Source organism: Lentzea sp. NPDC051208 (assembly GCF_040682435.1).
In the GTDB taxonomy this organism is placed as follows: domain Bacteria; phylum Actinomycetota; class Actinomycetes; order Mycobacteriales; family Pseudonocardiaceae; genus Lentzea; species Lentzea kristufekii.
Map to the genome: position 1 here is coordinate 368247 of NZ_JBFBAW010000008.1, position 16913 is coordinate 385159.

Consider the following 16913-nt stretch of genomic DNA (forward strand, 5'->3'; position numbering starts at 1 on the left):
CATGATTTCGGAGAGGCGCCGGAGTCACTACCCGCGATCGCAAAGCGCGTTCTTGACCAGGCCGAAAGACGGGTCCTCGAGCGGCGTCGGCGGGGTGGACGACTCCTTCGGGATCACCGAGTCGGTGTTCATCGAGACGATGACACTCCGCTTGCCGTCGGGCGTGATCCCGTTGCGGGTCTGGAAGCCCTGGATGTCGCCCGCGTGTGACCAGAACCCGCCGCACTCGGTGGGAATCCAGGCGATGCCGAGTCCGTAGCGCGCTTCCGGCCACACCGACTGCAGGCTCGGCGCCGGCACCGTCTTCTGCATCTCGGCCAGCTCCGCGGGAGCGAGGAGTTCGCCCGAGATCAAGGCTCGGAGGAAGACCAGCGCGTCGTCGGTGGTGCTGACCAGTTCTCCTGCCGCTTCGGCGTAGGACGGGTTCAGCTCGGTGACGTCGACGGGCTTTCCGAAGCGCAACGGGTCCGCTGTGACGTCTTCCGGGAAGCGCTCGTACGCGGTCGCGTGGGGACGCGGCAGCGCGGTCGAGCGTCCGGGGGCCGAGGTGTTCCGCAGGCCCAGGCGCTTGATGATCCGCTCGTCGACGGCGGCGCGCCAGTCCTGGCCGGTCACCTCGCCGATGATCATTCCGGCCAGCACGTAGTTGGTGTTGGAGTAGCTCCAGCCGGCGCCGGGCGCGAAGGTGGGCGTCCGACGCATCGCGAGGGCGACGAGGTCTGCCGGGGAGTGCTGGTCGAACCGGTGCTGCCGGAAGTCGTTCTCGGTGAACACCGGCACGCCGGCGATGTACTCGGGAATGCCGCTGGTGTGCTGGAGAAGCTGACGAACGGTGATCTTGCCGCCGTCGTTCCCGTTGCCGGTCACGACTCCGGGAAGCCACTTCTCGACGGTGTCGTCGAGCGACAGGCGGTGTTCACCGACGAGCTGGAGCAGCGTGGTCGCCACGAAGGTCTTGCTGAAGCTCGCGATGCGGAAGTGGGCGTCCCACGGAACCGGCGTCTTCGCGTCGGTGTCGCCTTCTCCACTGCGGACCTTCACGGCACCGTTGGGCGTGCGCAACTCGGTGAGAACGCCGGGGGCCTTTCGACACCAGCGCGTCGGCGTCCTTCTGCAAAGCGACCCGCGTCACGTCGTTTCCGTCGTGCTCGGCGCCGGCCGATGAACATCCGGTGACGAACAAGGTAGCGGTCAGCACCACCAGTGCGCTTGTTTTCGGCCTCATGGTCATCACCGTAAGAACGCACCGGTGCGATGTCGTCATCCTTGTTGGTCGTCCGCCCTACCCTTCTGGTGGTATGCCGGATCTCTTCTGATTCCGGGCAATAGTCCCCTGCTAGGGTCCCGCCGGTGCGCAAGCTTCCCCGACCGGCGTGGGCGGACCTTCTTCTCGCCCTGGTGGCCACGGTCCTGACTCTGGCCAATCAAGTGGGATATTTCGGCGCCGAACTCACGTTCGTGGATTTGTCGCTCGCCGCGCTCACGGTCGCGCCGATGGCGATTCGTCATGTCGTGCCGGTGACGTCGTTGTCCTTGATTCTCGGTTCCACGGTCGCCTACGCGTTTCTCGGTCATGGCGCCGTGGGCAACAGGGGGCTCGGTGTGCTCATCGGCGTGTTCACAGTCGCCAACGTGCGCAGCTCACGGATCGCCGCGATCATGGCGGCGGCGTCCGCGCTCTGTCTGCTGGCACCCGAATACGTCGGAGAGGCGACGCTGAAATGGCCGGAGGCCGTGCAGACCGTCCTGATCGTGTTCATCGCCTGGATGCTCGGCGAGAGCTCCAAGAAATGGGCCAGGCGTGCTGAGGAAGCAGCCGAGCGAGCAGGTCGCGCGGCCGCCGACGAACGAGTGCGGATCGCACGGGAGTTGCACGACATCGTCGCGCACCACATGTCCGTGATCTCCCTGCAGGCCGGGGTGGCCGAATACACCATCGCGTCCGATCCCACTACCGCGCGTACCGCGATTTCCACCGTCTCCGAGTCCTGCCGGCAAGGCCTCACCGAGATGCGCAGGCTGCTCGACGTGCTGCGAGTGGAGAACGAGAACGAATTCCCGGACGTGCAACTCGCGAGCCCGGGCCTCGACGCTCTCCCCGGTTTGGTGAACCGCACGCGCGACGCCGGCCTCACCGTCGAACTCGTGGTCCGGGGAACACCACGCGCCTTGCCTCCCGGGCAGGACCTCTGCGCCTATCGCGTCGCGCAGGAGTCCCTGACCAACGTTCTCAAGCACGCAGGTCCCGCAGCCGTGGAGGTGGTGCTCGACTACCGCGCACACGACCTCACGTTGACCATCACCGATGACGGCGCGCCAAGACCTTCCGGCGCCAAGGCGAAATCCCATGGCATCAGGGGGATGCGTGAGCGCGCCGAACTCTACGGTGGCATCCTCAACGCCGGACACCGCTCCCCCCGAGGGTTCCAGGTCGTGTTGCGCCTGCCGATTCCGGACGAGCCCTGATCTCGACCACCGAACGAATGCACGTGCTGGAGAGATGTGATGGCAGTCCGCGTTCTGGTGGTCGACGATCAGCACCTCGTTCGCCACGCCCTCATGGCGTTGCTCAACGCCGCACCCGGCATCGATCCCGTCGGCGAGGCGTCCGACGGTGAGCGAGCTGTGGCGCTGGTCGCCGACCTGGAGCCCGACGTGGTTCTCATGGACATCAAGATGCCGGTCATGGACGGGCTCAGCGCCACCCGGCGCATCCTCGCGATGCGTCCGGAAACCCAGGTCGTCGTGCTGACGACCTTCGACATCCCCGAGTACGTCTACACGGCGCTGACCGACGGAGCCGCCGGGTTCATCATGAAGGACACACCTCCCGATCGGATCATCGCGGCGGTGCGCACAGTCGCGATGGGAGAGATGCTGATCTCGCCGGCCATCACCCTGCGACTGATCCAGACCTACGCACAACGTCACCGCGTCGAGCTCCAGGCGAACAGCCGGCTGCCGGACCTGACGCCACGGGAAACCGAGATCCTGCGGCTGCTCGGCACCGGATCGACCAACGAGGAGATCGCGAACCGGCTCGCCATCAGCGAAGCAACGGTGAAGACACACGTGAAGCACACGATGCGGAAGTTGAACCTGACCACCCGCGCTCAGGCCGTCGTCGCGGCCTACGAAAGCGGACTGGTCGTTCCTGGCTCCGCAGCACACAGCGGCTGAGTCCTGCCCCCCCGCGTTCAGGAGCGGTCGGCGGGAGTGAAGGCGGGGTAGTCCGTGTAGCCCTCGGCGTGACCGCCGTAGTAGGTGGCGCGGTCGCTCTCGGCCAGCGGGTGCCCGTTGGCGAATCGTTCGACCAGGTCGGGGTTGGCGATGAAGGGGGCACCGAAGGAGACGGCGTCGGCGATCTCCTGGTCCAGGACCTCGTTGGCCAGGGTCTGGGTGAAGCCGAGGTTGGCGATCACGTTGCCCCGGTAGTGGGCGCGGAAGCGGGCGAACTGGCTGATGCGTTCCTCTGTCGTGCCGGGTGAGCCCACGAGGTGGAGGTAGGCGAGGTCGTTGTCGTTGAGCCTGGTGAGCAGCCGGTCGTAGTCGGCGAGCGTGTCCTCGTCCCCGGTGAACGCGGTTCCGCTGGTCCAGTGCGGAGAGAGCTTCACGCCGACGCGGTCGCTGCCCCACACGTCGCTCACGGCGTCCAGGACGTCCAGCAGGAACCGTGCTCGCTTTTCGCTGCTGCCGCCGTAGGCGTCGGTGCGGTGGTTGAGGCGGGGGTTGAGGAACTGGGGAATCAGGTGCGCGCCCTGGGCGTGGATTTCGAGGCCGTCGAAGCCGGCGCGACGGGCGTTCTCGGCGGCCTGGCGGTAGGCGCTGATGGTGGCGGCGATCTCGGCGGCGGTGAACGCTCGCGGGGTCACGGTGTCCTTCGGTCCGTCCGGGGTGAAGGACTGCTCGCCGGGGTTGATCGCGGACGGGCCCGCGGGCAGGCGGCCGCCGAGGTGGTCGGGGTGGGACATCGCGCCGAGGTGGCCGAGCTGGGAGATGATCCGCCCGCCCGCTCGGTGGACGGCGTCGGTCACCTTCCTCCAGCCGGCGGTCTGTTCCTCGCTGTAGATGCCGGGGACGTCGATGAAGCCGATCGCGTCGGTGTTGACCCAGGTGCCCTCGGTGATGATCACGCCGGCACCCGCGCGCTGCGCGTAGTAGGTGGCGTGCAGGTCGGTGGGGGCCAGGTCGGCGTTCTGGGCGCGGGCCCTGGTCATCGGGGCCATGATCACGCGGTTGGGCAGTTCGAGCGCGCCGAGGCGGACCGGCCTCAGCAGGGGCTGGGCGGTGGAGGTGCGCAGCTGGCTGGTCATCAGGATCTTCCTTGTCGGGAACGACGGTGGGCGTGAGCGCTGTTCAGTCCTGCTTGAGGACGTGGAGGCCCGAGAGCGGGCCGCCGAGCTGCATGAGGCGTCCGCCTTCGCGCAGCGGGCCGAGGTCGACGGGCGCGAACCCGAAACTCGTGGTCAGGTCGATGACAGTGGTCTTGGCGTCGGCGTCGTCGCCGGCCAGGAACAGCACCTGGCGTCCGGCGTCATGCCGCGGATCGGCGTCGATGTACTGGCCGTGGAGGCTGTTGAACGCCTTCACCACACGGGCACCCGGCAGCAGTGAGGCGACGTACTCGCTGCCGGTCAGCGGGCCCAGGTCGGCGACCTCGGCACGCGGAGGCGGGGAGGCGAACTGGTTGGTGGTGTCGATGACGATTCGCCCGTCGAACGGCGGCAGTCCGGCCACCGCGTCCGGCACCCGGGGCCAGCCCACCGCGAGCACGACGAGCTCCGCCGAGGCCGCTTCCTCGCGCGTACCGGCGGTGACGTGCGGTCCGAGGCGGTCGGCGAGTGCGGTCAGCGAGGCGGGGCCGCGGCTGTTGCTCAGCACGACCTGGTGGCCCTGGCCCGCCGCGTGCCGGGCGATGGCCTGGGCGACGTTTCCTGCGCCGATGGAACCGATCTTCATGGGTGATGTCCTTCGTCGGGTTCAGGAGGCGGGACTGGTGAGCAGGACGGTTCCGCTCTTGCCGGGGCGGCGGACGTGGCCGACGGCCTCTGCGAAGTCGGCGAGGTCGTAGCGGCCGGCGACCTCGAACAGTTCCGGGGAGGTCTCGGTCAGGCTGATGGCGAAGGCGACGTCCTCGGCCCGCTCCGCGGGTGTGCGGGTCAGCCATCGGCCCACCGACACGCCTCGCACCGTCAGTTCTCGCGGGGTCAGCGCCAGCGACTCCAGCGGGGTGCTCCCGGAACCGAGGGCGCCGTAGGAGATCAGCGTGCCGCCGTCGGCCAGCAGCGCGGCCAGTTCGCCGGTGAGTGATCCGCCCACGGCGTCGAGGACGACTCGTGCGCCTTGGCCTCCGACCGCGTCCCTTGCCTGAGCGCGCCAGTCCGGGTCGCTGGTCGAGATCGTCGGCAGTCCGGGAAAGCGTTGCCGCATCTCCCCCGCTCCTGCGGCGCTGCGGACCAGGTTGACCAGCGGGAAGCCGTGCCGCAGTGCGGCAGCGCTGACGAGCTTTCCGATCGACGAACCGGCGGCCGTCTGGAGGACCGGTCCCGGCCGGCCTTTCTGAGCGTCCTCGACCGCCCGCAGCAAGGTGAGCAGCGTGATCGGGTTGACCAGCAGCACTGCCGCGGTCTCCGCACTGACCGCCTCGGGAACGGGCACGACCAGTTCGGCGGGCACCGTGACGAGTTCGCTCCAGGCGCCCGGAACCGGGAAGAACGCCACGCGCTGACCGGTTCCCAGTCCCGGCACGCCCTCGCCCACCACCTCGACTACTCCCGTCCCCTCCAGACCGGGTACCTGCGGCGTGGCGAACCGCTTCCGCGGCAGACCCGGAAAGCCCTCCACGCCGGCCAGGTCACCCAGGTGGATCGGCCGGGCCAGCACCCGCACCAGCGCCTGCCCGGCAGCGGGTGCCGCCGGTGCCGGCCGCTCCTGCAGACGCAGCACTTGCGCGGCGTGTCCCTGCTGTTCGTAGGTGATTGTGCGCATGGGCCCTCCCCAGTAATGATGACGCTCATCATCGTAAGCCCTGTTATGATGAGAGCCATCATCGAAATAGTCAAGCGCTGGGGAGCCGGCCATGCCGCGGATCACCAAGGAAGACAAAGTCCGCAACCGGCAGAACATCGTCGACGCCGCAGGCCGGATGTTCCGCTCACAGGGCATCGACGCGGTCGGCATCGCGGAGCTCATGAAGGAAGCGGGCCTGACCCACGGCGGCTTCTACAACCACTTCGCGTCCAAGAACGACCTGGCCGTGGAGGTGTGCGGTACGTCGTTCGCCGCGTCACTCGGGGTACTGGCGCAGGAGATCGAGGACGGTCATGACGAGGCCGGCTCCCCGCTGGAGCGGGTCGTCGCCCGCTATCTCTCCGCCGCCCACCGGGATGCCGAGGACGGCGGCTGTCCCTCCAGCGCCCTGGTCACCGATGCCGGGCGGCAGAGCGAAGCGGTGCAACGCGCGTACGCCGGGGGCGTCGAGGGCTACTTGGCCGGCTTCACCGCCGAGTTCCTGCGCGAAGCCGAGGCGAAGGGGCAGACGCCCGACCCGGACCAGGCCCGCCGCAGGGCCATCCGCCTGCTCGGCGAGCTGGTCGGGACGATGATGCTCGCCCGCGCGGTGCGCCACGTCGAGCCATCGCTGTCCGACGAGATCTTGCAGGCCGGCCGCGACCACGCCCTCGACTGAGGTGACGTGACAGCGTCGTCAACGGCTGAGGGACCACTCGTCCACGGCTGTGAGCGGCACCGGAAGTGGCCGCTCCACCGTGGTCGTCAGCTCGATCCGCCGCCCCTCGTCCGCCGCTCGGAGCAGGGCGGTCATCGTCTCGAGCACGTGCAGCGCGAGGTCACCACCGGCGCGCGGCGCCCGCCGCTGCCCGCCGGAGGTGACGAGGTCGATGAGGCCGATTCCCCGCCCTGCGCCCGTGTAGCCCGCGCTGGGAGGAAGGGTTCGCCATCCGGTGCCGCCGAGCGGGAAGAGACGGGTCTCGCCGTCGAAGTGGTTCGGGTCCGGAACCGCGAGCGTGCCGATCTCGCCGTGCACCTCGATCGGCGCGGCGGTGGTGGCCACCCCGTCGAAACTGGTCGTGATGGTGGAGAGCGCGCCGTTGGCGTGTTCGAACACGCCGGAGACGTGGCTGTCGACCTCGACCGGGATTCGGTGGCCCATCCGCGCGCCGGAGCCGATGACGCGCTCGGTGCGCAGGCGACTGGCCGCGCCGAGCACCGTGCGCACCGGGCCGAGCAGGTGGATCAGAGCGGTGATGTAGTACGGCCCCATGTCCAGCAGTGGACCGCCGCCGGCGGTGTAGTAGAAGTCGGGGTCGGGGTGCCAGCGTTCGTGCCCCGGCGTGACCATCACGGCCGATGCGGACAGCGGGCGTCCGATGAGCCCGCCGTCGATCGCCGCTCGCGCGGTCTGCGTCCCCGTGCCGAGAACGGTGTCCGGTGCGCACCCGACCAGGACACCGGCCGCGGCCGCCCGGTCGATGATCGCTCGGCCGTCCGGGAACGTGACGGCGAGCGGTTTCTCGCCGAAGACGTTCTTGCCCGCGTCGATCGCGCGGAACGCGATGTCGGCGTGGGCCGCGGGAACGGTGAGGTTGAGCACCGTGTCGACGTCCTCAGCACCGAGCAGGCGCTCGACGCTGACCGCCTCGGTGTCCGGGAGTTCGCCGGCTACCGCTGCCGAGCGGGCGGGGTCGAGGTCGGCGACCGCGGTGACGCGCACCGCGGGGTGGGTGCCGAGCGTGTCCAGATATGTGCGGGAGATGTACCCGAGACCTACGATGCCGACGCGGTGCGGGTCGCCCACAACATCCCCCTCGTGATGACGGCGCGGACGCTGGGGTGCTCCAGCACGTCCAGGCTGTGCCCCGGCGTCGTCACCACGATCCTCCCGGCGCCCCACCGGCGGGTCCAGATCGCCGGGCAGGTGACCGGCCGGTGCCACGGATGCCACGGCCGGACCGGGTGGGTCGTGGTGGCCAGCACGTCGATCAGATCGTCGTGCAGCACCCAGTACTGCTCGGTGACCAGTTCGAAGTCCTCGATGCCCGCGGTGATCGGATGCTCCCGGCCGAGCGCGGTGATGTTCACCGCGTGCGGCAGGTAGTTGTCCTCCTGCACGCCCTGGCGCTCGCACGGTTCCTTGCCGGGATGCGTGACGAACTGGCCGCCCACCAGGTGCGGGTAGTCCGACGACGCGCGGAACGAGTCCGCGATGCCACCGTGCCAGCCGGTGAAACCGGTGCCGGCCTCGACCGCCGCGCGCAGCCCTGCCAGCTGCCCGGTGGTGATCTGCGACATCGACACGCACTGCACGACCAGGTCGGTGCGCGCCATCTCGGCGGCGTCGGCGTACACCTCGGGCGACTCCTCGACCCGCACGGCATAACCGCTGTGCTCCAGGAACGGGATGAACAACTCGGTGGCCTCCACCGGCTGGTGGCCTTCCCACCCACCGCGGACCACCAGAGCCTTCGGCTGCGCCACGCTCACCCCCTGGGAACCGCTCACCGCACGTCTCGGAACAGCTCGATCGGCGCTCCGGACTGCACATTGCCGCGCACGCCACCGCTGGTCAAGATCAGGCTCGCGCTCACCGGGGTCCCAGTCGATTCATTCGACGCTCGGGGCCCGCCCCGTTCGACAGCGGGTCGGACCGGCCGTGGAGGAGCTCAAGGCGTTGGGGCCCTTGGAACTCCTCCCGGCCGCTCGTCGAGTTCTACCGGCGGCACACCGTGATCGAGCTGTGGGTGCCGGTCACCTGACGGCCGCGGTCAGCGCGTCCACCTGCAGTCGCGTCGAGCCCTCCGCCCGCACGGTGATCCGCACGGACCGGGTCTCGTCACGCAGCCGCACGTCGGATCGCTGGTGCCGCAGGTAGTTCAGGCCCGCCGTGCCGATGGCCACCGGCTCGGTCAGCGTGGTGGCCACCTCGCGGCCCGCCTCGTCGAGCTCGGTGAGCACGAGCCTCGCGGCGCCGTCGCCGCGCAGGATCGCGTTGGGCGCAAGGGTTCCCGGCCGCACCGCGACGGTCGAGTGCACCTCCAGGGTCGCCGGCTGCGCTGAGGTGGCCTCGCGGAGGGTGCCGCAGTCGGGCACCAGGCTCCAGCGCGAGCACAGCACGCCGAATCCCGGCTTGGCGCGGTCCTTCGTGAGGTAGCCGAAGGCGATGCTGTTCGGGTGCGGTGGCGTGCGCGGGTCGTCGTAGAGCTCCCAGGCCATCGTGATCGGCACCTGCAGGCCGTCCGTCGTCTGCAGCGACCGCCCGGTGTAGTCGGCCTGTTCGCGCTCCTGCTGCTCGCCCGACGCGGTCTTCCCGATCTCACCCACGAGCACGGTGCCGGCCGGGAACTTCTCCCGCAGTCCGCGCACCGCCCCGTCCAGCACGTCCAGGTTGCCGTAGCCGTGGACGTCGACGAAGTCCACCGGCTTGCCCACGAGCGCGGCCGCGAGGTCCGCGCCGTCGGTCGACGCGTGCATCACGGACACGCCGCGCTTGCCCCTCGGCGCCGCCGTGCGGTCGTAAACCATTGCCACGTAGGCGCTGTGGAGGTTCGGCTGGTTGCCCCGCACGCCGGACGTCTCGTTCTGCAGGTCGTAGTACAGCACCGCGCCGCCGGGCTCGAGGGCGTTGATGTAGGTGTTCATCCAGTTCGCGCCGGTAATGGCGAACTCGGGCCACCTGGTGCGGTCGCCCTGCCAGTTCGGGTTGGTCAGCCAGCTGTTGGCGAACGCGACCACGAGCCGGATGCCGCGCTGCTTCGCGATCCCGGCCAGATCGGCGAGGTTGCGGGCCTGCGCTGCCGCGTTCGTGCTCTTCTCCGGCCACAGCACGACCCTCGCGACGGTGCCGCCGGTGGACGCCATCACGTCGAAGTCGTGCGCGACCTGGTCGCGCACCTGCGGCCACACCGCGTCGTCGAGGTACTCCTGGTACCGCTTCTCGTGCTCCGGCAGGTAGTTGAAGCCCGCCCAGCCGCGCGCGTTCCGCAGGATCGTGACGCTCGCGTGCGTCACCACCGAGCCGCCTTCGTAGACCCGCACGACCTTGCGGTCCTCGCCGCGCGTGCTGATCGCGGCCGATCCGCCGCTGAGCACCGTCTCGGTGCCGTCGTCGCCGACGAGCCGCGCCTCGCCTCCCGTCCAGCGCACGGTCGCGCTGCCGGTGCCGTCCGGGTCGACGACCACGGGCCGGTCGAAGGAGGCTGACGCGCCGGAGTCCGCGGTGACGACGAGGGTGTCGAGCAGGTGTTCCTGCGCGGTGCCGGACCACAGCGTGAACACGGTGGTGCCACGGCTGATCCAGGTGATCCGGCCCGTCCCGGACGGACCCTGCGCGTACAGCTTCTGCGGGTTTCCGTTGTGCGACACCCACACCTGGGCGTCACTCAGCGCCGTGGCCCACGACAGGTCGATCGTGCCGGTGGTACCGGGCGCGAGCGCGAGGTGCGTGCGGTCGGCGCTCAGCCGGCCGGGCGCTCGTCCCGTGCTGCTCGTGGTGCCCAGCACGGTGCCGAAGTTCGGGCCACCGCGCAGCTCGAACGTCGTCGTGGTGCCGTTGTGGAGGTACGGCCAGGTGGCGCTGCCGTTGACCTCCTGCCGCCACAGCTTGGCGGCCTTGCCGGTCTCGCGGATCCAGATCTGGACCGTCTGGTTGCCGTCGGTGTGCCAGCTGACGCCGACCGACGCCGTGTTCTGGCCCGGCGCCAGCGTCACTTCTGCCGCGGACACGCTGATCTGGTTGCTCGCGTGCGCCGGCGCCACAAGTGTGGCGACCAGCGCGACTGCGAGCACGATTGTTCTCCCCCAGGTGCTCATGCGCACCATCTGACCAGATCGGACGCCGGCACGTGAGGTGTTTCGGCGCTGACGGCCGCGATGTCGCACAGGTTTGCGGAATTCAGCGTGGGCCGGGAGCGCCTTTGATCCGGCAGCCGACGCCGCCTTGACTCTCCAGGCTGTGCGCGGCCGAGCCGGCCGGACTGGTGTGCACGGCCACGGCGATCTTCAGTTCATCGACCAGCAAACTGGCGAAGGTCTTCAAGGCCGCCGCGTTGTCCGTGCCATTGGTCAGGTAATGAATTTGATCACCCGCGTCCGCGACGAACTCGCCGTTGAAGAAGTTGTAGAGGGAGTCGCTTTCCAGCTTGTGCCGGTGCACCGTCAACCCTCCAGCCGCGAGGTCGCGCGCCGCCAGCGTCTCCAGACCGCACTGGAGACGCAGCTTCGCCGCGTGCCGCCGAGTGGCATCGTTCGGGTAAGTCGCGAGCCTGGTCTCCGCCTCCGCGAGCTGAGCCCCGCTGTCGTTGAGCAGCACGACGCCTTTGCCGACGAACAGCAGACCCATGTCCAGGTGGAACTTCCCCGGCTGCTCGACGGGGATCACCCGCTGCACCGGGATACCGAGGTCTTCGGCGATCAGCGCCAGCACCGGGTTGTCGTCGACGAACAGGTACTCGCCGGCGGTCGCGGCGATCGAGTCCCGCCCTACCAGCGCGATCGTCTCCCCTGCCGCGTTCTCACCGACGATCAGGTTGCCGCCCTCGGCGTAGAACCGGAGGTGCCTCGCCGTGCGGTGCTGCCGCTCGAGCGCCAACTCGACCATCTCGCGGGTCCGGCCCGCGACGACCAGCAGCCCTTCCGGCACCCACTTCTTCGACTCGGTCGCATCGAGGACGTCGTTCACGTGGTTCGGGTCCAGCAAGGCCGCCCATCGCGCACGGCGCCCGGCCACCAGCCCTGCCCGCAGCGCGCCGGAGGCGAACTCCTCCAGCACCGCCACCTCGCCGGACTGCAGGAACTCGACGCTGTCCTCGGCCCACTCGGAGGCCACCTGGTCAACGATGGTCCACTGCGGGTCAAGGCCCTTGAACACGTCGTCTTTCAACAGGTCACGCCGCCCACCCTCGGTGGTGAGGACCCGCAGTCCCAGCTTGAGCGCGCGTGCCTGGTCGGCGAAGAACCGGGCGTGGTCGAACTCGGTGCCCTTCCGCGCGTCCTGATGCCCGGTCTTGTAGTTGAAGGCGATCACCTTGGTCTTCCCCGCAGGTGTCTTCTTCTGCGGTGGAACACCACCTGTGTCGGCAGGGCGTACCGCTGCCCGCACCGCGTTCTCCACCGCCGGGATGTGCTGCTGCGCCTGCATGAGCGGCAGAGTCGCCCGCAGGGAATGCAAGTCCCGCCGCTCACAGTTGCCGAGCTGCCGCAGCACCGAGTCGAGCAACAGGTTCAGGTCGTCGAGCACCTTCTGGTCGGCCCTGTTCTTGACCATGTTGCTCAGCAGGAACACCCGCGTACCGTTGGAAAGCTCTTGCACGTCCTTCGACTTGCGTTCCGGCGCCCAGTCGGTGTCCCACAGAATCGTCGCGCCCGGACCGAATCCCGTCTTGAACTTCATCGCGCGGGGTCCTCCTCCTCGTGGCTGACGCTTGCGCGTCCCGAGGTAGATCGCCGCTCCCCGCACTCGTGCAACGGCCGAGTCGCTGGTACTACTCGAAAGAACCAAGGTCTGGCCCTACATCGGCCAGGTTCGCGGTCGGTTCACGACGAAGCCGCTCTCGAGCACCGCCCCGCTGGATGCCCAGCTCCGCGGCCCAGCGCTCGACCACGTCCGCGGCGGCTGGCTGCACGGTGTTCGCCGAGACCCGTGCGCCTAGTTCTTTCGCCTGGGCGGTCCGTGCCAGCGCCGCGTCCACGGCGGCGCCGAGCCGGTCCACCGTGATCTTGTGGAATGGCAGGCGCACGCCGGCACCGAGCTTCTCGATGCGCCACGCCCAGTAGGCCTGGTCGGCGAGCACTCCGGCGATGACGGAAGGCAGACCCGCGCGCAGGACGGACGCGGTCGTGCCCGACCCGCCGTGATGCACGGCGGCCCGGCACCGCGGCAGCACCGCGTCGAAGTCGACGTTGTTGGCGAGGTGCAGGTGGTCCGGCAGCTCAGCGCCGTCGGCACCGAAATCGCTCCATCCGGCGCAGATCAGCCCTCGCAAGCCCCGCTCTCGCGTCAACCGGGCGATGTCGCGCAACATGGCCGGGGGGTCGGCCACCGGCGTTGAGCCGAAGCCGAAGAAAACGGGTGCGCTGCCGGCGTCCAGCCAGGCTTCCAGACCGGCCGGCACCTGTTCGCCGAGACGGGCCCGCAGGTCGGCGGACAGTGCCTGCCACCCGACGATCTCGTGCCGCTGGTGCCATTCCGCCGGCCTCGACGCGACGTCCGCGCTGAACATCGCCACCGACGGGATCAGCTCCACGCTCGGGCGGCGCTTGAACCTCGCGATGCCGAGCACGTCGCACATCTCGTCGATGTTCGGCTTGTTCTCCTGCCAGAAGCCGATGTCCAGCAAGCGCCAGCTGGCCAGGTTCAGCCGGCGCGATCGCAGGTCTCGGACAGGTGAGAGGAAGCTCGCGTGATTTCCCGCGTCGAGGACCGGATACAGGGAGGACGTGCGGTGCGGCACACCGAGCGCCTTCGCAAGGCACTCGCCGCGGTACACGGTCGTGATCGTCGAGATCACCAGGTCCGCGCCTTCGGCCGCGGTGACGCACGCGTCGATGATCGACCGGTTCGCCTCGCGTTCCTCCAGAGTCATCGCCTTGAGAAACGCGAGGACCTTCCCGCGTGCCATGTTCTTCCGCGCCGCGTCGGAGGTCAGAAGCGCGTTCATGTCCGGCTTCATCGGGACGACGTCGATGCCGGCGCGCTCGACCCACGCCGCGAGGTTCTCGTTCACCGTCATCACCACCGAGTGCCCCCGGCGCCGCAATTCGTCGCCGAGCGCCACCATCGGCTGGATGTCTCCCCGCGAACCGTGCGCGAGTATCGCCACTCTCATTGAAGTCTCCTTCGGTCCACACCGGACGCGTCAGGTGATGGGGTCGAGATGGACGGGGAGACCGCCGGCCGGGAACGGGGTGTTCGACCAGTCCCACCGCATCCGGTAGCCCTCCGGCAGCCGCCACCGGTGGCGCAGCAACAACTCGTGCAGGATCGTCTTGACCTCCAGGAAGCCCAGCACCATCCCGATGCATTTGTGCGCGCCACCGCCGAAGGGCACGAACGCGAACCGGTGTGACTGGTCCTCCCGGCGCGGTTCGGCGAACCGGTCCGGGTCGAACGCGTCGGGTTCGCGCCAGTACGCCGGGTCGTGGTGGTTGGCGGCGGGCATGACGACCGTGGTCGTGCCGGCCGGCAGGTGATAGCCCGTGAGGTCGACGTCGCGGACCGTCCTGCGCACGAAGGTGGGCACCGGCGCGACCAGGCGCAGCGACTCCTTCACCACCAGGTCGAGCGTGGTCAGCCGGTCGAGACCGTCGATGTCCGGTGCCGGCCCCAGGGCGGCGGACTCGGCACGGGCCCGTTCCTGCCACTCCGGCCGGCGGGCCAGGTGGTACATCGCCGCCGTCAGCGTGGTGGCCGAGGTGTCGAGCGCGGCCACCATCAGGAAGATCATGTGGTCGACGACCTCGGTGTCGGTGAACCGCTGGCCGTCTTCGTCCCGTGCGGAGGCCAGCACCGAGAACAGATCGCTGCCGGCGCTGTGCCGTTTACCTGGCAGGGCGTCTGTGAAGTACTCCTCGAGCGTCCTCCTGCCGCGCAGTCCCGCCTGCCACTTGCCGCCCGGCACGGGAAACCGCGCCAGTGCGGTGGTGCCGTCGACCGCGGCCTTGAACGCCCGCAGCACCGGCTCGTTCGTGCCAGGGGCGCTCCCCATGAACACCTGCGACCCGATCTCCAAGGTGAGCCGGCCCATCAACGGGTGGACGGCGAAGCGGGCCGGCAGGCCGGCGAGTCCCGCACGGGCGACCTGGCCGGCGACCTCAGCGTAGGCGGCGAGCCGGGGGCGGGTGAAGGCCTGCTGCATGATCCGCCGGTGCTGCAGGTGTTCGTCGTCGAGCAACAGCAGGCCACGCCGGAAGAACGGGTTGAAGAACAGGTTCCACCCGGACTGCGAGAACGCCTTGTCCTTGTTGGTGAGCACCGCCTGGGTGGCGTCGGCGCCCCCCACCATCGCCATCCTGATGCCGAACGCCTTCATCCACGACACCGGTCCGTACCGTGTCACCCTGGCGCGTTCGAACCGTGGGCCGTACCGCATCCACTCGAGCCCGTGACCGACCACGGGAAGGCCGGGGTCTCCGGGCACGGCCCGCAGGCCCGAGCCCGGCGGCGGCGCGGCCAGGTGCTCGGTCCGCGCGGCTCCGCCTCGCAGTACCCGCGACTCCAGCCAGCGCGGCACCGGCACCGTGCTGATCGACAAGCGGCGCGTCTCGTGTTCGTGAACCGCCATGCCGGTTCCCTTTCCTGTCGCGAGTCGGGTGTCAGTGCGTGAGGGCGGGGCGGTCACCTCGGCCGAACGTGCGTCAAGAAATCACCCGCAACGCACGGCCCACCTTCTCGAACGCCCCGAGCGTGCGCTCGAGGTGCTCGAGCGTGTGCGCGCTGTTGAAACTGGTGCGGATGAGGCTCCGGCCGTCGGGCACGGCCGGGGGGATGGCCGGTGTGGCGAAGACCTTCTCGTCCCACAACCCGCGCCAGAACTGGAAAGCGGTGCTCTCGTCCCCGACCAGCACGGGGATGATCGGGCTGTTGGAGCCGAGCAGGTCGAAGCCCAGACTCAGGAGGTTCTGGCGCATGAAGTCGACCTTGGACCACATCTGCTCGCGGTGCTCGGGCTCGGAGCGCATGATGCGCAACGCCGCGAGACTGGCAGCGATGTTCGGAGCGGGCAGAGCGGTGCTGAAGATGAGCAACCGTGCGGTGTGCTTGACGTAGTCGATGACGTCGGCCGTGCCCGCCAGGAACCCGCCGACAGACGCGAACGCCTTCGAGAAGGTGCCCGCCACGACGTCGACGTCGTCAGCCACGTCGAAGTGGACGTGCGACCCTTCGCCGCGCGGCCCCAGCACGCCGGTCGCGTGCGCGTCGTCGCACACCACCCGCGCGCCGTACCGCTTGGCGACCTCCACGACTTCGGGGATCGCGCCGATGTGGCCGGACATCGAGAAGACGCCTTCGGTGTAGACGACGCGTCCGCCCGGCAGGCCTTCGTCCTCTTTGAGAAGCCGCTCGAGATCGGCGGCGTCGTTGTGCTCGAAGCGCCGCGGGCGGTTCGCCATCAGCCGCGAGCCGTCGATCAGACTCGCGTGGTTCTCGCGGTCGAAGTACAGGACGTTGCGGTGTCCGCCCAGCGTCGAAACGGCCGAGGCGGTCGAGAGGAAGCCGGCGCTGAAGACCAGTGCGGACTCCTTTCCGAGGAAGTCCGCCAGTTCGGCCTCGAGGGTCTCGTGGAGTTCGAGAGTGCCGGTCAGGAACCGCGATCCCGAGGTTGACATGCCGAAGTCGTCCACGGCGGCACGCGCGGCCTTGCGCACCCGTTCGTCCTGGGTCAGTCCCAGGTAGTCGTTGGAACCGGTGAGGACGTACTGCTCGCCGTCCACGACCACGGTGCCGCCGCTGTGCCGGGCCATGGCCTTGAAGAACGGGTACAGGCCCAAAGCACGTGCCTGGTCTGCGCGACGCGGGGCCCGCAGACCGGCGAAAGCGTCCACAACGGGTTCACGCACGAGGCTCGAGGTGCCTCCGATGATGCCAGTCTCACCCATGGCCGAACACTCCTGGTTCGTTGCTCCGCTAAGAGTCACGCACGACTGATGAAACCGACGCTATTACACCGAACACCACTGTCCGCCCATTACTGAGTAATCGCACAGCCGAGAAGAGTTTCTCCTTGGCCGCATGATTCGCAGATACGAAAGAGATCTGCCTGAAGCGGTTGCGGGTCTGCGTTTCCTATTGTCGGAAGTGGCACACGCGTGCTTTCGGGTCGTCGCCGAGCCGGAAAGTCTGGCGTGATCCTTCAAGACACGCGTTCGCGACCTGACTTAGTGTTCTCCCGTGGCAAATC

The 16913-nt window shown here is 69.0% G+C and carries 14 protein-coding genes; 3 read left to right on the plus strand and 11 right to left on the minus strand.

All coding sequences use genetic code 11. From position 1 onward, the window contains the following. Positions 1 to 27 precede the first annotated feature (27 nt). Positions 28 to 1041, minus strand: coding sequence for a serine hydrolase domain-containing protein (locus AB0M48_RS22185; protein ID WP_363845029.1), 1014 nt, complete (start codon positions 1039 to 1041; stop codon positions 28 to 30). 309 nt (positions 1042 to 1350) lie between these two features. On the opposite strand from AB0M48_RS22185, the gene AB0M48_RS22190 reads away from it, so the two are divergent. Beyond that, positions 1351 to 2466: a sensor histidine kinase gene (locus AB0M48_RS22190; protein WP_363845032.1), complete on the plus strand. Its 1116-nt coding sequence runs from the start codon at positions 1351 to 1353 to the stop codon at positions 2464 to 2466. Positions 2467 to 2505: 39 nt separating this feature from the next. Next, complete coding sequence (locus tag AB0M48_RS22195; protein ID WP_363845035.1) at positions 2506 to 3180, plus strand: response regulator transcription factor; 675 nt, start codon at positions 2506 to 2508, stop codon at positions 3178 to 3180. 17 nt (positions 3181 to 3197) lie between these two features. On the opposite strand, the gene AB0M48_RS22200 is transcribed toward AB0M48_RS22195, so the two are convergent. Genes AB0M48_RS22200 through AB0M48_RS22210 form a run of 3 tightly spaced genes read right to left on the minus strand, consistent with a single transcriptional unit; the run spans position 3198 to position 5988 of the window. Then, a complete protein-coding gene (locus tag AB0M48_RS22200) occupies positions 3198 to 4313 on the minus strand; it encodes an alkene reductase (protein WP_363845038.1) in 1116 nt (371 codons plus the stop codon). A 43-nt stretch (positions 4314 to 4356) separates the two neighbouring features. After that, the gene (locus AB0M48_RS22205) at positions 4357 to 4959 is read right to left on the minus strand and encodes an NADPH-dependent F420 reductase (RefSeq protein ID WP_363845041.1); all 603 of its coding nucleotides are present in this window, start codon (positions 4957 to 4959) and stop codon (positions 4357 to 4359) included. Positions 4960 to 4980: 21 nt separating this feature from the next. Continuing rightward, positions 4981 to 5988, minus strand: a complete 1008-nt coding sequence (locus AB0M48_RS22210; RefSeq protein ID WP_363845044.1) for a zinc-binding dehydrogenase — start codon at positions 5986 to 5988, stop codon at positions 4981 to 4983. A 91-nt stretch (positions 5989 to 6079) separates the two neighbouring features. Here AB0M48_RS22210 and AB0M48_RS22215 point away from each other — a divergent pair, with 91 nt between their 5' ends. Next, positions 6080 to 6688, plus strand: a complete 609-nt coding sequence (locus AB0M48_RS22215; protein ID WP_363845047.1) for a TetR family transcriptional regulator — start codon at positions 6080 to 6082, stop codon at positions 6686 to 6688. A gap of 18 nt (positions 6689 to 6706) precedes the next feature. On the opposite strand, the gene AB0M48_RS22220 is transcribed toward AB0M48_RS22215, so the two are convergent. The 7 genes from AB0M48_RS22220 to AB0M48_RS22250 form a co-directional block, all read right to left on the minus strand. Continuing rightward, positions 6707 to 7816: a Gfo/Idh/MocA family oxidoreductase gene (locus AB0M48_RS22220; RefSeq protein ID WP_363845050.1), complete on the minus strand. Its 1110-nt coding sequence runs from the start codon at positions 7814 to 7816 to the stop codon at positions 6707 to 6709. Further along, complete coding sequence (locus tag AB0M48_RS22225; RefSeq protein ID WP_363845053.1) at positions 7786 to 8496, minus strand: ThuA domain-containing protein; 711 nt, start codon at positions 8494 to 8496, stop codon at positions 7786 to 7788. The genes AB0M48_RS22220 and AB0M48_RS22225 overlap by 31 nt, the downstream gene beginning before the upstream one ends. A 270-nt stretch (positions 8497 to 8766) precedes the next feature. Continuing rightward, complete coding sequence (locus tag AB0M48_RS22230) at positions 8767 to 10803, minus strand: hypothetical protein (RefSeq protein WP_363845056.1); 2037 nt, start codon at positions 10801 to 10803, stop codon at positions 8767 to 8769. Between the two features lie 106 nt (positions 10804 to 10909). Then, complete coding sequence (locus AB0M48_RS22235) at positions 10910 to 12406, minus strand: hypothetical protein (protein ID WP_363845059.1); 1497 nt, start codon at positions 12404 to 12406, stop codon at positions 10910 to 10912. Positions 12407 to 12497: 91 nt separating this feature from the next. Further along, a complete protein-coding gene (locus AB0M48_RS22240) occupies positions 12498 to 13841 on the minus strand; it encodes a glycosyltransferase (protein WP_363845062.1) in 1344 nt (447 codons plus the stop codon). 30 nt (positions 13842 to 13871) lie between these two features. Further along, positions 13872 to 15296: a cytochrome P450 gene (locus tag AB0M48_RS22245; protein ID WP_363845064.1), complete on the minus strand. Its 1425-nt coding sequence runs from the start codon at positions 15294 to 15296 to the stop codon at positions 13872 to 13874. A gap of 73 nt (positions 15297 to 15369) precedes the next feature. Further along, positions 15370 to 16611 (minus strand): aminotransferase class I/II-fold pyridoxal phosphate-dependent enzyme, encoded by a 1242-nt coding sequence (locus AB0M48_RS22250; RefSeq protein ID WP_363845067.1) that lies wholly within the window; start codon positions 16609 to 16611, stop codon positions 15370 to 15372. Between the last annotated feature and the right edge of the window lie 302 nt (positions 16612 to 16913).

Coding starts and splice junctions, on each gene's coding strand:
- AB0M48_RS22195 (WP_363845035.1), top strand. CDS start 2,506: ATGGCAGTCCGCGTTCTGGTGGTCGACGATCAGCACCTCGTTCGCCAC.
- AB0M48_RS22200 (WP_363845038.1), bottom strand. CDS start 4,313: ATGACCAGCCAGCTGCGCACCTCCACCGCCCAGCCCCTGCTGAGGCCG.
- AB0M48_RS22245 (WP_363845064.1), bottom strand. CDS start 15,296: ATGGCGGTTCACGAACACGAGACGCGCCGCTTGTCGATCAGCACGGTG.
- AB0M48_RS22250 (WP_363845067.1), bottom strand. CDS start 16,611: ATGGGTGAGACTGGCATCATCGGAGGCACCTCGAGCCTCGTGCGTGAA.
- AB0M48_RS22205 (WP_363845041.1), bottom strand. CDS start 4,959: ATGAAGATCGGTTCCATCGGCGCAGGAAACGTCGCCCAGGCCATCGCC.
- AB0M48_RS22215 (WP_363845047.1), top strand. CDS start 6,080: ATGCCGCGGATCACCAAGGAAGACAAAGTCCGCAACCGGCAGAACATC.
- AB0M48_RS22240 (WP_363845062.1), bottom strand. CDS start 13,841: ATGAGAGTGGCGATACTCGCGCACGGTTCGCGGGGAGACATCCAGCCG.
- AB0M48_RS22210 (WP_363845044.1), bottom strand. CDS start 5,988: ATGCGCACAATCACCTACGAACAGCAGGGACACGCCGCGCAAGTGCTG.
- AB0M48_RS22235 (WP_363845059.1), bottom strand. CDS start 12,406: ATGAAGTTCAAGACGGGATTCGGTCCGGGCGCGACGATTCTGTGGGAC.